Source organism: Nocardia abscessus (genome assembly GCF_015477775.1).
Classification (GTDB): Bacteria; Actinomycetota; Actinomycetes; order Mycobacteriales; family Mycobacteriaceae; genus Nocardia; species Nocardia abscessus_A.
In genome coordinates, this window is the sequence record NZ_JADLQO010000024.1 from 1 (window position 1) to 14,316 (window position 14,316).

Consider the following 14,316-nt stretch of genomic DNA (forward strand, 5'->3'; position numbering starts at 1 on the left):
TTCGCCGACGCAGGTGCGGATTTCGCCGGATCTGGTGCCGCCGGGGGTGTTGTCGCCGGGTTCGGATATGTCGGCGGTGCGTACCGGTGTGCCGGGCACTGATCCGGGCGAGCAGGCGCGGGCGGCGGGTCAGGCGCCGCGCCCGCGGCCGCGGCCGCTGCCGACGCAGGTGATGATCACGATTCCGGGTCTGCCGCCGATTCCGTGCGGGATCTTCTGCCCACCGCCACCGGTGCATCCGTGTGCGGCGCAACCGATCCCCGCACCCATGCCACAACCGGGACAGGCCGGCATCGGGCGTACGCCGCTCGCGCCTGGGCAACCCTTCGGCGCGGCCCCCGGGCGACTACCCGACCCTGACCCGAACAACCCCGCAGCGCAGGCGGACGCGGACGCCGCCGGGCAATCCGGCCTGGGCGAGGCCGGAGCGGCCGATTGCTCGCAACCAGGATCGGACGCCGCCACCGGCCCCGATCCAGGTGCGCCCGAGCCGCACGCCGCACCTGGTGCCCCTGAGCAGGACACCACGCCCGCTGACCCCGAACCGGCCACCGCCACACCGCCCGCACCGGAACCCGAACCGGCGCCCGCTCCCGAACCGGTTCCCACGCCGCCGCCCGGGATCACCCTTCCCTTCGGCATCGTGATTCCCCTGCCCGCACCGCCGCCGCCTCCACCGGCGGGCTGACCCGAGAGCTTCCACCGCGGGGCCGCCTCGTGGACGCCGTGATCGTCATGCACGGCCCGAGGGAGGGGGTGAACGAGTCCGCGCAGAAGTGTGCCGGACTTCCGGCTGGCATTCGTTGTGGTGCGTCGTGCTGGTCGTGGCGGTGCAGGCGGTCCGCTGCGGGGCGCTCCGGTCGTGGATGGCCGGTACCACCCGTCCACCTCCGGAGCTACAAGTCATCGAGCTGATTCGCGCGCACGCGGCCCGCCCCAGCCGACACCTCGGGGCGTCCGACGTTTTGCGATACGACCTTCCCGCAGCCTGCCCGGCGATCGGACCCCCAGGCGTCGGTGAGGCATATCGAAGCTTTCTCCGGACCGGACGAACTCATCTGGGCAACGGCCCATTGGCGCTTCGGTCACGGTGTCGAGCAAACATTCAGCGCTCAGCTCGTCGGTACCTGGACGCCGACGCAAGCGCCTCGAGCGCGGATGATCGCGGCAGAGGGTGGTCGTGCCGCGTCAACTCGTGTTCTTTGATGAAATGCCCTGGTAACGGGTGTAGTGTGCGATGTGTCGCAGACGCCGGACGGGACGTTGTACTGGCTGCGAGACAGATGCCTTCGTAGTTTTCGCGGCCCGTCATCAGGGGCGCTACGCGACCACGCATGGTTGGAAAAAGAACCTCGGCCAATCGTTGGCGACCGCGGTGACGAACCTCTTTCAAGACCGGTCTCGAGCAGAGGTGATCTCATGAGGGCCACAGTCGGTATTTCAGCGGAACAAACCGTGGTGCGTGGCGTGATGCTGTCGTCCACGGCGCCACAAGGTACCCGGCCCACGGTGCTGCGGGAGGTCGAACAGCCGGTCGAGCACTCGATCGCCGCGTCGGTCGCCGCCGCCATCGACGCGTTGACCGCCGACGCCGGATCCGACACCGACACCGACACCGAGATCGATGACGTGGCGGTGGCGTACCGGACGGTGGCCGAGCGGCGGTCGATCGTGTCGCAGCTGTCGTCGGCGGCGTGGCGATCGGCGTCGCTCGTGTCGATCAAGACGGCGCTGCTGGCGCTGCTCGAGGACCTTCCGGGTCTGGAGAAGTACGGCCCCCTGCTGGTCCTGGAGATCGTCGGCTACCACACGTCCTACCTGGTTGTGGGGCCGAATCGGGACCATATTCTCGCCTCGGACTCGTGGATGTCCGGTGTCGTCGACGCGAATGCCGCGGGGCTGGCGGTCGACCGGATCCAACCGAGCTTGGCGGCGGCCGGGTTGCGGCCCGACGCCGTGGTCCTGTGCGGCTGCTCGGCGGGAAATCCGGAGGTCGTCTCGGCGCTGCGACTCGGGCTCGGCCTACCCGTCATCGCCGCGCCCGACTACGCCAACGCTGCCGCGTACGGCGCCGCGCTGGTTGCCGCCGCTCCGTTCCGGAGCGCACCGGCGACGCCGGTCGCGTCCGATCGCCGGCGCACCGGCCGCGCGATCTTGATCGGGGCGGCCGCCGCCGCACTGCTGGGCGGCGGCGCGGTCGCGGTCGTGCAGGAGCGTGCGGAAAGCCCGGCGAACTCTGAGATCGGCCCCGCGCAGGCGCCTGTCTCCGCCGCGCAGCTCATCGATCCGAATCCCGCCGCCGTGCCACCGGCCCCCGCCGGCGAGCAGGTCCCGGTAGCCACGCCACCAGCCGCGGAGTACACCCCGCAGCCGTACCCCGAGCAGGCGGTGCCGCCGCCACCGGCGCCGCAGCCTGCGGAGGCCCAGGAGCAGTTTCCGGTCGTACCACCCGTTCCGCCTGCTCCCGGCCCACCGCCTGCGGACCAGCAACCACCTTCGGGCCATCATCGGCCGACCACGACGGAATCTCCCGTACCACCCGTGCAGCCGCCGTCCACCGCCGCGGCGCCGGACGACACCTTCCTCTTTCCTGGCGAGTCCCCGCCTCCGCCTTGGAACGCCGACCCCGCGGTCGTGCAGGCGTGGTGGGACAACCACTGGAAACTGAAGGAGAGCTGGCTGCACGGCCGCTGATCCCGACCTGGGGCCAGCCATATAACGCCGCAGCCCGTGCCCGGTGGCACGAGGTGTCGCCACGTCCAGCCGGATGAGCCGCTCGCGGCGCCATCAGATCATCTCTCGCTCCGTGGACAGTCGCGCCGGTGTGAGGTCTTCGCGGGCTCGGCCGGGCAGGCGACGTGACGGCCGGTATTCTGCTCGGTCAGGGAGGAGGGCGCGTCTTGTCTGTGCAGCCTGGCGATGTCTTCGCTGGTTATCGCATCATTCGCCGGATCGGGGCGGGCGGGATGGGTGCGGTGTATCTGGCCGAGCATCCGCGGCTGCCGCGCCTGGACGCGGTGAAGATTCTCGATCCGAATCTGGGGGCGGACGCGGAATATCGGGCTCGGTTCGAGCGCGAGGCCGAATTGGCGGCCCGGCTGGAGCATCCGAATGTCGTCTCCATCTACGACCGGGGCGCCGAAGGCGATCTCCTGTGGATCGGCATGCGGTACGTCGACGGCGTGGACGCCGCGGAGCTGGTGCGCCGCGGTCCGGCTGTGCTGCCCGCCCGGCGTGCGGTGCGGATCGTCGCCGCGGCAGCGCGCGGGCTGGACGCGGCGCATCGCAGCGGATTGCTGCACCGCGACGTGAAACCGGCGAACATTCTGGTGTCCACGGCCGACGACGGGTCGGACGCGATACGCATCACCGACTTCGGGATCGCCCGGCCGCTGGAGGCCACCGCGTCGCTGACCACGACGGGATCGGTACTGGCCAGCTTCGCCTACGCCGCGCCGGAACAGTTGACCGGCGGACCGCTCGACCATCGCGCCGACATCTACTCCCTCGGCTGCACCCTGTACGAAATGCTGACCGGCGCAGTGCCTTTCGGCACCCGCACGCCGGCGGCCAGTCTGCAGGCCCATCTGTACGAGCCGCCGCCGCGCCCGTCGATGGCGAACCCGGCGCTGCCCCCGGCCATGGACGAGGTGATCGTGCGGGCGATGGCGAAGAACCCGGCGGCCAGATATGCCAGCTGCGGGGAGTTGGCGGCCGCCGCGATCCATGCGCTCGAGCCCGCGCCGCTCCCGCCCGCACCCGCGGTCCCGCCGCCGGCTCCGCGTGCGGGTGCCGGACGGCCCGCGCTGATCGCCGGGGCGGTCGTGCTGGTCGTGATCGCGACGCTGGCCGTGGTTCTGTTGCGCACCGGCGAACGATCCGGTGGAACTGCGGTCGCCGCCCCGTCCTCGATCGTTTCGTCGGCCACGACCACTACCGCGGCCACCAGTACCCCGGCCACGTCCGCCTGGGGCCCGGCCGCTTACATCGTCGAGGCGTTCCCGAACCTGCTCCCCGCGGACCCCGAAGGGGTGGGTTACCAGGGCATGCGTTGCGCCCTCAACGACGATCGCGGCGCCTGGCTGCACTGCCCGGCGGCCACCGACGACGGGATCAACGTCAACATCCGCTGCGACCCGTCCCGCCGCCCGGTGACCTATACCTCCGATACCCTCGGCCGCGCCGACCTGCGCGAACAGCCGTGGACACGTCCGTCCGGCGCGGGCACGGTCCGCTGGGCCACCGACAGCCTCGCCGGCTTCGGCTTGCTGGACGTGGCGTTCACCGATCACCGCAGCTTCTGCACCGTCGGCGCTTCCGGCGGCAGCGGCGGCCAGGACGTGTACGACAGATGGTGGAGCGGTGCGCCGATCTGAACCGAGGACGGGAAGGACATGACGCTGCGCCCAGGCTCGGTGTTCGCCGGGTATCGCATCGAGCGCACGCTCGGCTCGGGTGGTATGGGGACGGTGTATCTGGCGCGTCATCCACGGCTGCCGCGGTCGGTCGCGCTGAAGGTCCTCGACCCGTCGGCGGGCACGGACCCCGAATTCCGCGCCCGGTTCCAGCGGGAAGCCGAATTGGCCGCGCGACTGGACCATCCGAACATCGTGGAGATCTACGACCGCGGCAGCGACGACGACCAGCTGTGGATGTCGATGCGGTATGTGGCGGGCTCGGACGTGGCACAGCTGATCGGGCAGCGGTCGGGCGCGCTGCCGCCGAGCCGGGTGATCGAGATCCTCGCCCAGGCGGCCGAGGGACTCGACGCCGCGCACCGGCGCGGCCTGCTGCACCGGGACGTCAAACCGGCCAACCTGCTGGTCGCCACCGGCGACGACGGGCGCGACCACGTCTTCGTCACCGATTTCGGCATCGCGCGCAGCCGTGACGACACCACCGGGCTGACCGCCGCGGGAGCGCTGATCGCGACGCTCGGTTACGTCGCTCCCGAGCAGATCCGGGGCGAGGCGCTCGACCATCGCTGCGACGTCTACGCCCTCGGCGCGACGCTCTATCAAATGCTCACCGGCGCCGTGCCGTTCGCGCGCACGACTCCTGCGGCGGTGCTGCGGGCGCATCTGGCCGAACCGCCGCCACGCCCCTCGACGGCCGATCCGATACTGCCCACTGCGCTGGACGCCGTCATCGCCACCGCTATGGCGAAGCGTCCCGAAGACCGCTACGACAGTTGCCGCGCGCTGGCCGTCGCTGCGGCGGCGGCATTCGCACCGCGCACCGCGCCACCCCGGCCGCACCCCGTTCCTTCGCCGAAACCCGCGCGGTCCGCGCGGATTTCGCCTCGCATACTGGTCACCGCGGCCGCCGTGCTGGTTCTGTCGCTCGCGGTCGCCGGTGCGCTGGTCCTGGGCCCGAACACGGTTCCGGGAATGGGGATTCCGGGTAGCGCTGCTCTGCCCACCACGCCCGGTACCACCACGCCGCCGCCGAGCGCGACCACGGCCGCGGTCTCGGCAGCGTGGGGGCGTAACGCCGAACTGGTCGCGCTGTTGCCCGGTCTGCTGCCGGCCACACCGGACGGGTCCGGCTATCAGGGCGCACGATGCGCCGACATCGACGTGGTCAACAACGGTGGCGCCCCCGCGGTCGAATGCCGTCAGGACAACGGCATCCATTGGTACGTGTGGTCTTTCCGCCGCGGTGACCCCCGGCGTGACTCGACGTTCGACACCAACATCGACAACGACACCACCCGACGGGACACCTGGCGCAGGCCGTCCGGTACCGGACGGGTGCGCTGGAGCCACTACCCGGGCGGCAATACCGGACTGCTCACCGTCGGCTTCGACGACCCGGCCCTGGCATGGGTCGTCATCGACGTGTCCTGGGATCACCACACCGGTCAGGACCTGTTCGACCAGTGGTGGCGGTCGGCGCCGCTGTGAGCAGCACGGCGGCACCGGCCGACGGTGGATAAGCTGGCCGGGTGAGCACAGCAACGGCTGGATCGGTGACGATCGTCGACGACTTGGACGCGGTGACGACCCGGGGTCCCGAGGACGATCCCGCGGCGGCCGGGCTCAGCCGCTCCGGCGTGGAATCCCTGTGGGAGTCGGTGCAGGCGTGGTATCGCCTGGGCAGCACCCCGGCGATTCAGGTCTGCCTACGCCGCGACGGCAGAATCGTGCTGAACCGGACCATCGGCCACGGCTGGGGCAACGCGCCGGGCGACGGGCCGGACGCGGTGAAGATCTTGGCCACCCCGGAGACGCCGTTCTGTGGTTTCTCGACCGCGAAGGGCGTGGCCGGTGCACTGATGTTCATGCTCGTCGAGCAGGGCGCGTTCGCTCTGGACGAGCCGGTATCCCGCTACATCCCGGAGTTCGCGGCGAACGGGAAGGCCGACATCACAATCGGTGACGTGCTCTCGCACTCCGCCGGGATTCCGTTCGTCACGCCGCCGTATCAGGGCGTCGATCTGGTCCTCGACGAGGAACTGGCGGTGCGCGCGCTGGCCGACCTCGTCCCGAGCTGGAAGCCGGGACGGTTCCGGGTGTACCACGCGCTGACCCTCGGATTGGTCCTGCGTCTGCTGGTGCAGCGCGCGACCGGCAAGCGTCTGCGCGAGCATCTGGCCGAGCGGGTGCTCGAGCCGTTCGACTTCCGCTGGACCAACTTCGGCGTGCGGCCCGAGGATCTCGACAAGGTCGTGCCCAGCGTGAAAACCGGTCCGGCTCCGTCACGAACCGCGAACTATCTGGCGCGCAAAGCGATCGGCGGACGAATGGACCGCGCCTCACGCGCGGCCACCGACGCCTTCCTCACCGCCGAGCTGCCCTCGGGCAATCTGATCACCACGGCGGCCGAATTGTCCCGGTTCTACGAGATACTCACGCGCGGCGCACCGGACGGCCGCCGGATCATCCGGCCGGAGACGTTGGCCGAGGCGGTGCGACCGGCTCGCTGGATACCCGGTGTGGCAGGACGGGTCAGCCGAGCCGGCTTCGAACTCGGCGGGCGCAGGTCGAAGTTCGGGCGCGACACCGGGTCGCATTTCGGCCGAAGTGGATTGACCACGCAGTACGGCTGGGCGGACCCGGCGCGTCGGCTGTCCGGTGCGATCCTCACCAGTGGCAAGGCCACGACCGACACCGAGCGGCCGTGGCGGCTGGTCGCGCAGATCTCCGCCACCGTGCCTGCCGGCCGATAGCCACGCGCGCCGCGCCCGGCCGCGCCGATGCCTCCACCAGTGAGAAGACCTTAGCCATCCGAACGATTTAGTCTGTTAACTCGCTTGTTGCCAACCTGTGGGGTTGTGCTAGCGCTAGCGGAACAGACTGACCCGTCGGCTCTTTGGCGGTGAAAGCGTTGGTGTTGATGAGGATTGACCACGACGTGGCGGTGAGCGGCTACCGGCACGAGATGTTCCCCGACGAACGCGGGCGGTTCGGCGTGTTCGGCGGCAGGTTCGTACCCGAGGGCCTGATGGCGGCGCTGTTGGCTCTGGAGGACGCCTACCGCCTCGCGCGCGCCGACTCCGTGTTCATGGCCGAGTACCGGGAGCTGTTGCGCGATCGGGTGGGCAGGCCCACGTTGCTGCATCAGGTACGGCGGTTCGGTGAGTTGCTGGGTGTGCCGGGCGCCCGGGTGTATCTCAAGCGCGAGGACATGGCCCACACGGGCGCTCACAAGATCAACAATGCGCTCGGGCAGGCGTTGCTGGCCAGGCGGATGGGCAAGAAGCGGATCGTCGCGGAGACCGGAGCGGGACAGCACGGCGTCGCGGTCGCGACGGTGTCGGCGATGCTCGGACTGACCTGCGTGGTCTACATGGGGACCGAGGACATGCGGCGGCAGGCGTCGAACGTGGTGCGGATGAAGCTGCTCGGCGCCGACGTGCGGCCGGTGGACATCGGTTCGCGGCGGCTGAAGGAGGCGATCACGGAGTCGGTCCGCGACTGGGTGGCCAACGTGGACACCACCCACTACCTGTTCGGCACCGCTGCGGGGCCCGCGCCGTATCCGCGGATCGTGCGGGATTTCCAGACGGTGATCGGCGCGGAGACCAGGAACCAGATCGTGCGCGCCGAAGGCAAGCTGCCCGATTACGTCCTGGCCTGCGTGGGCGGCGGCAGCAACGCCATCGGGGTCTTCCATCCGTTCGCGGGCGACCAGCGGGTGCGGCTGATCGGCGTCGAAGCCGCCGGGCTCGGGGTCGAGACCGGCGAGCACGCGGCGACCCTCTGCATGGGCAGCCCCGGGGAGATCGACGGGTCCTACAGCTATCTGCTGCAGGACGAGGACGGCCAGATCTCGCGCACCCACAGCATCGCGGCGGGGCTGGACTATCCGGGCGTCGGTCCGGAACTCAGCCACCTGAAGGACAGTGGCCGCGTGACCTATCGCGCCGCCACCGACGCCGTCGCCCTGCGCGGTATGCAGGCACTCAGTCATACCGAAGGCATCCTCGCCGCACTCGAATCCGCCCATGCCGTCGGCTACCTGATGGAGATGGCAGGCCGCGGCGAGGTTCCGGAGGACTCGGTGATCGTGCTGTGCCTGTCCGGCCGCGGTGACAAGGATCTCGCCGTCGCCGCCGACCGGCTCGGGGTGGCGTAGCCGCTGCTATGGTCGAGAGCGCCCATGGCGCCGGAGAGGGACCGCGCGCTACACCCGCGCACGAGGACGAGCCCTCTTGAAGTTTGTGCCCCGCCTGCTGTTGTTCCTGGCGATTCCCGCCGTGCTGTTCCTGCTGCCCTGGTGGACTCTGGTGGCGGCGCCGACCCAGGAATCCGGCCCGCTGTTCTGGTCGGGTTCCGCGCTGTTCCTGCTCGGGTTCGCCTGTTTGCCGGCGTCGATGTTCCTCGGTCACGGTCCCGCGCAGTCGGATGCCGCCGCGATCGTCGGCGACACCTTGCTCGGCGTGATGTGGGTGTTCTTCAGCTGGTCGGTGCTCGGGAATCTCGCGCGCGCCGGATTGACCGTCGCGGGCGTCGGTGATCCGGCTCGCTCCAGGATCGTCGCGGTGGGCGTGCTCGCGGCCGCGACGGCGCTGGTGGCGTGGGGTGTGTTCGAGGCGCGCCGGGTGCCGCGGGTGCGCACGGTGCAGGTGACCATTCCCGGTCTCGGACCGGCACTGGACGGTCTGCGCATGGTCGTCGTGACCGACACCCATTACGCCGCACTCGACCGGTTGCGCTGGTCGGAACGCGTGGTCGAGGTGGTCAACGCGCAGCACCCCGACATCGCCTGTCACGCGGGCGATCTCGCGGACGGGTCGGTGGCGAAGCGGCACGCGCAGGTGGATCCGCTCGGCAAGGTGGAGGCCGAACTCGGCCGGTTCTACATCACCGGCAACCACGAATACTTCGGTGACGCCCAGGGCTGGATCGATCACATGGCCTCGCTCGGCTGGCAGCCGTTGCACAACCAGCACGAGACGGTGCGCCGCGGCGACGATCAGCTGGTGATCGCCGGCATCGATGACCCCACCGGCATCGGCCTGACCGGTCACGGCCCCGACCTGCCCGCCGCGCTCGCGGGCGCGGACCCGGACGCGCCGGTCGTTCTGCTGGCCCATCAGCCCAGACAGGTCCGCGAGGCGGCGGCCGCGGGTGTGGCGCTGCAGATCTCCGGCCATACCCACGGCGGCCAGATCTGGCCCTTCCACTATCTCGTCCGGCTCGAACAGCCCGTTGTCGCGGGGCTGAGCCGCCACGGTGACCGCACCCAGCTCTACACCAGCCGGGGCACCGGGTTCTGGGGGCCTCAGCTGCGCGTGTTCGCGCCGAGCGAGATCACCGTGCTCGTCCTGCGTTCGGACTCCGCGGCGGGCTGAGCCCCGGCTCGAGGGGAGCCGGGGCCGCCCGCCTCGTCATCGGTGGCCGCGGTCGGCGTCGGCTCGACTGGCGGTGTCGGCGGAAGGCTCCGGTGGGGCAGGGGTGCCGGGGTCCCATGCCTGGACGACGCCCGGAATCCCGTTCTGGACGACATAACCGGCGCGCGTCTGGATGGGCGCGCCGGGACGGCGGACGAAGGGAACGACGCGAAAATCGTTGCGCCACAGCTGGTGGTCGAGTTCGACCCGGACATATCCGCGCTGGGCGTTGAAGAATTTGATGTCCGGGTTCGCGTCGAGCAGTGTGCGGCCCTTGTCGCTCAGATCGGTTCCGTCGCCGTTGCTGGTGATCGAGGTGCCGGTGAATTCCGCCGCAACGACCGGTGAGCCGGGATCGGTGTAGTCGCGCCGCAGATCGGCGGCTTGGTTCTCGTGCCGGTCGCCGGTGATCACCACCAGGTTGCCCGCGCCGCGCGCCGCGGCGGCGCCCAGCACGGCGTTGCGATCGGCGACGTAACCGTCCCACGAGTCGGTGGAGACGCTCAGTTCCGGGCCCGGGTCGGTGTCGTTCTGGCTCATGCCGACCTGGTTGCCGAGGACCTGCCAGCGGGCCGTCGACCGCGCCAGGCCGTCGATCAGCCAATCCCGCTGTGCCGCTCCGAGAATGGTTCGATCGGGCGCGAGCCGCTCAGCGCAGCCGTTGACCACGGCACCGTCACAGGCCTGCGGTGTGCGGTACTGGCGCGTGTCGAGCATCGTGATCTCCGCGAGGTCGCCGAACCGGAAGCGGCGATGCATCCGCATCCCCGCCGTGCTCGGCAGTTGCGCCAGCCGCAGCGGCTGGTGCTCGTACATGGCCTGGAAGGCGGCCGCGCGCCGGCGGCGGAACAGGGCCGGGACCCGCCAGATGTCCAGACCGATGCCGGGCGACCCCGCGGCCCAGTTGTTGTCGACCTCATGGTCGTCCATCGTCACCAGCCACGGGAACGTCGCGTGCGCGGCGCGCAGCGGCTGCTCCGATTTGTACAGCGCGTAGCGCAGGCGGTAGCCGGGCAGGTCGACGGCCTCGTCGCGGAAATTCGGCCCCATGTCGACGCCCGCCCGGCCACGCACCCAGGCCCGCTCGTAGATGTAGTCGCCCAGATGCACGACCAGATCCAGGTCTTCCTGGCTCATGTGCTCGTAGGCGGTGTAGTAGCCGGAGCTCCACGACTGGCAGGAGGCGAACGCGAAGCGCAACCGCGCCATGGCCTGCCCGGGAGCCGGGGCGGTGCGGGTCCGGCCGACCGGCGACACGGCCGAGCCTGCCCGAAACCGGTAGAAATACCACCGGTCCGGCTCCAATCCGTGCACCTCCGGATGCACGCTGTGGCCGAGTGCGCGCGTGGCCACCGCCGACCCGCGCGCCACCACTTGGCGGAAGTGCTCGTCGTGCGCGACTTCGTAGTCGACGGTGACCGGGTCGAGCGGCATGCCGCCGAGCCCGTCCGGCGCCAGCGGGTCGGGGGCCAGTCGCGTCCACAGCACCACCCCGTCGGGCGCGGGATCGCCGGACGCCACGCCCAAGGCGAACGGGTCGCCGAGCCGGCGTGGGGCGGGGAATCGGGCACTGCTCGCCGCCGCAGTTCCCACCAGCAACGCGGCCGAGCCCCCGGCGCCGACTCGCAACAATCTCCGACGTGAAAGGGCCATGATTCAGCGTAAGGCCGCACACGGCGGCGGGAAGGGGCCCTCGACCGGTCACAGCGTCAGAGCAGTCCGCCGCGGCGTGCGCGGTCGAGGGCGTCGACCCGGGAATTGGTGCCCAATTTGCCGTAGATCCCGCGCAGGTGGGTCTTCACGGTGTTGACCGAGACACCGAGGTCCTCGGCGATCTGCTGGGCGGTACGTCCGGACGGCAACTGCTTGAGCACGGTCATCTCGGTGTGGGTCAAGGCGGGATAGGCGGGCCTGCGGCGGGCGGCGGGATGACGCCGGATCGACTCCGCGAACGTCTCGGACCGGCCGAAACGGCCCGCGTAGCTGTCCAGCAATCCCATCGCGGCGGGCACGTCGAGGAACGGCCGTAACAGCCGGTGCGGCGCGGCGGAACCCAGCGCGTTCTCCAGCGCGGCCAGGGCCTTGGCCGGCGCGCGGGCCTCGTGTTGGGTCGCGGAGTACAACAGCCATCCGGTGATCGCACTGACCGGCCGCAGTTCGCCCGCCCGGTCGAGCAGTGGTTCGAGGATCGCGCAGGTCGCCTTGCGGCGATCGGCGGCGGCGTGCAGAGCCGCGTCGGCCAACCGGACCTCGGGCAGTTCGCCGACGATGCCGCGTGCGCGCTCGACCAGCAGCTGCGCGGTCCTGGCATCGTGTACCCGCAGCAGTGCCCAGACCACCGGCAGGATCAGGCTGCCCGTCGCGGCGGGTACCGCCTTGTGCTCCAGCAGGACCAGCAGGCTGCGGCGCAGCGCGTCGACCGCGGCGGACTGTTCCTCGGCCTGCTCGAGCTGGAGCAGGCGCCCCACGACGTGGCCGCGCCACCCCGCGACCGGACCGTAGGACCCGTCGTGATCGACGCGCTCGGTGAGTGCGGCGCAGATCTGCGCCGCATCGGGCGGCTCGCCTTGCAGGTAGGCGCCGTAGGCGGCCATCGCGGCCGCCTGCACGGCGTCCGATGCCTCCGACAGTCCGTGTTCGTCGGCGATCGCCAGCGCGCGCGCCGCCCGGTCGCGCATCGCGGTGGCCGCGTCGACGGTGTCGGCGGCGAATGCCAGCCGGGTCAGCGCGCGCAGCACCAAGCGGGGGCGGCCCGCGTGCTCGGCCACCGCGAGGCCGGAGTGCAGCAGTTGTTCGCCCCGCGCCACCGCGCCGTCCGCGACGAGGGCGGTGGCGACCTGGATCGCGGCATAGGCGTCGAGATCTGGGTCGCCGGTCGGCGCGACCTGCTCCGCGAAACGGGGGAGGACGGCCCCGGTGGTCGCCGCGACGTCGATCGTCGCGGCGAGGGTGAGCGCGTCCAGCCGTGCGGCGGAGGCGAACGAGAGCGTGGCGGCACGTCGCGCGGTCGCGGTGTCCAGGCACGCGACCGCGGCCGAGGTGCTACCCGCGACGAGCGCGTCCACCACGCGCACCAGCCACAGGAAGGGATCGTCGAGCAAGCCGGGCGCCGAGCGGGCCACCTGATCGAACAGCATCGCGCCCTCGCCGTCGAGCACGATGCGCAACGCACACGTGGACAAGAACTCGCACAGGTCTGCACGGTCCCCGACCGCGAGTTGGTGCGGCAGCGCGGCCGCCGGCAGTCCCGCGCGACGCAAATAGCCTGCCGACCGGCGATGCAGGTCCGCGCACAGTTGCGGTCCGAGCCTGCGGGCTTCGGCGAGAAAATGGGCGCGCACCAGCGGAGGACAGGCGAACCACATCTCGCCGTCGTGCACGACGGAATCGATCGGGAAGTCGATCCGATCGAGTTCGTAGAGATAATGGCTCGCGCCGCCGCCGACGAGTTCGTCGGCGAGTTGCTCGGTGAACGACACGGGAACGCTGGTGTAGGTGAGGAACTGGCGCAGCGCGGGGGGCAGCGCCTCCACGAGTTCGTCGCTCAGGAAATCGGCGACCGCCCGCGCCGGGCGCGCGAGCACGGTCAGCGCCGTGGCGCGGTCGCCGGTTCCGCCACTCAGGTGGGCGGCGGCGATGCGCACGAGCGCGGCCCAGCCGCGGGTCAGCGCGTAGAGCGCATCGAGTTCGGCGCCGGTGAGTTCGCAGCCGTGATCTCGGCACAGCGCGTCGACCTGATCCGGTGTGAAAGCCAGTTCGCTCATGCCCCAGCGGGTCAGCCGGGAATGCAGACCGAGGATGTGCCAGCGGATCGGCGGCGCGAAGCGCGCGCACAGCACTGTCGTGACCGACGGCGGGGCATGCTGCAGAAAATATTCGATACCGGCGAGGGCGAGCGGATGGGTGATCAGATGGGCGTCGTCGAGCACCAGGACGGTCGGCGTCGCCCGCGCGGCAAGTGTCTCGACGAGCGCGGCGGCCTGCGCGGTCGGCGGTCCCGACCGTTCGGTGGCCGCGACGCCGAAGCGTGCGTGCAGCACGGTCCACAGCGCCGCCGCGTCGTCGAGTTCCGCGGTGACGGTCAGCCACGCGACGTCGGATGCGCCGGTCGCGCGCCGGGCGGCCCAGTCCGCCATCAGCACCGATTTTCCGGTTCCGGCCGGTGCGCACAGCAGCAGCACGTGTCCGTCGCGGGTGTTGGTCACCTGGTCGGCGGCGGCCGACAGGTCCGGCCGGGGGATCGGAGTGAACGGCAACGCCGGTATTTCGGCAACGGATTCCGCCGCGGCGGGGATGCGGCGTAGAGCGGGGACGTGCGAGGTGGTCACCGTGCCTCCCGGGCCGTGTGCTGACAGATCACTACCGCGCCTCGGTAGCGGAACTTACCCGGTGGAAAGTCCGCTCGATCCCATCGTTGGTGGTCGTTATGGAATTTTCATCCCCCCGTGCCTCGAAGCGCCGGAGTCACCCGAAACGGG

General features: G+C 70.8%; 8 protein-coding genes and 1 pseudogene. 7 read left to right on the forward strand and 2 right to left on the reverse strand.

The window, feature by feature from the left end:
- From IU450_RS36325 to IU450_RS36355, 7 genes and pseudogenes are all read left to right on the forward strand, one after another.
- Positions 1 to 688 (forward strand): annotated as a pseudogene (locus IU450_RS36325) (lytic transglycosylase); the annotation flags it as partial.
- 731 nt (positions 689 to 1,419) lie between these two features.
- Positions 1,420 to 2,694: a hypothetical protein gene (locus IU450_RS36330; RefSeq protein ID WP_195154248.1), complete on the forward strand. Its 1,275-nt coding sequence runs from the start codon at positions 1,420 to 1,422 to the stop codon at positions 2,692 to 2,694.
- 212 nt (positions 2,695 to 2,906) lie between these two features.
- Positions 2,907 to 4,376, forward strand: a complete 1,470-nt coding sequence (locus IU450_RS36335) for a serine/threonine-protein kinase (protein WP_324197956.1) — start codon at positions 2,907 to 2,909, stop codon at positions 4,374 to 4,376.
- A gap of 18 nt (positions 4,377 to 4,394) precedes the next feature.
- Positions 4,395 to 5,906, forward strand: a complete 1,512-nt coding sequence (locus tag IU450_RS36340) for a serine/threonine-protein kinase (protein WP_195154249.1) — start codon at positions 4,395 to 4,397, stop codon at positions 5,904 to 5,906.
- 41 nt (positions 5,907 to 5,947) lie between these two features.
- Positions 5,948 to 7,171 (forward strand): serine hydrolase, encoded by a 1,224-nt coding sequence (locus tag IU450_RS36345; protein ID WP_195154250.1) that lies wholly within the window; start codon positions 5,948 to 5,950, stop codon positions 7,169 to 7,171.
- A 167-nt stretch (positions 7,172 to 7,338) separates the two neighbouring features.
- The gene (gene trpB / locus IU450_RS36350; protein ID WP_195154251.1) at positions 7,339 to 8,580 is read left to right on the forward strand and encodes a tryptophan synthase subunit beta; all 1,242 of its coding nucleotides are present in this window, start codon (positions 7,339 to 7,341) and stop codon (positions 8,578 to 8,580) included.
- A gap of 76 nt (positions 8,581 to 8,656) precedes the next feature.
- Complete coding sequence (locus tag IU450_RS36355; RefSeq protein ID WP_195154252.1) at positions 8,657 to 9,799, forward strand: metallophosphoesterase; 1,143 nt, start codon at positions 8,657 to 8,659, stop codon at positions 9,797 to 9,799.
- Between the two features lie 36 nt (positions 9,800 to 9,835).
- On the opposite strand, the gene IU450_RS36360 is transcribed toward IU450_RS36355, so the two are convergent.
- On the reverse strand, positions 9,836 to 11,491 hold the full coding sequence (locus tag IU450_RS36360) for an alkaline phosphatase D family protein (protein WP_195154253.1): 1,656 nt from the start codon (positions 11,489 to 11,491) through the stop codon (positions 9,836 to 9,838).
- A 56-nt stretch (positions 11,492 to 11,547) separates the two neighbouring features.
- Positions 11,548 to 14,166: a LuxR C-terminal-related transcriptional regulator gene (locus IU450_RS41140; protein ID WP_195154254.1), complete on the reverse strand. Its 2,619-nt coding sequence runs from the start codon at positions 14,164 to 14,166 to the stop codon at positions 11,548 to 11,550.
- Positions 14,167 to 14,316 lie beyond the last annotated feature (150 nt).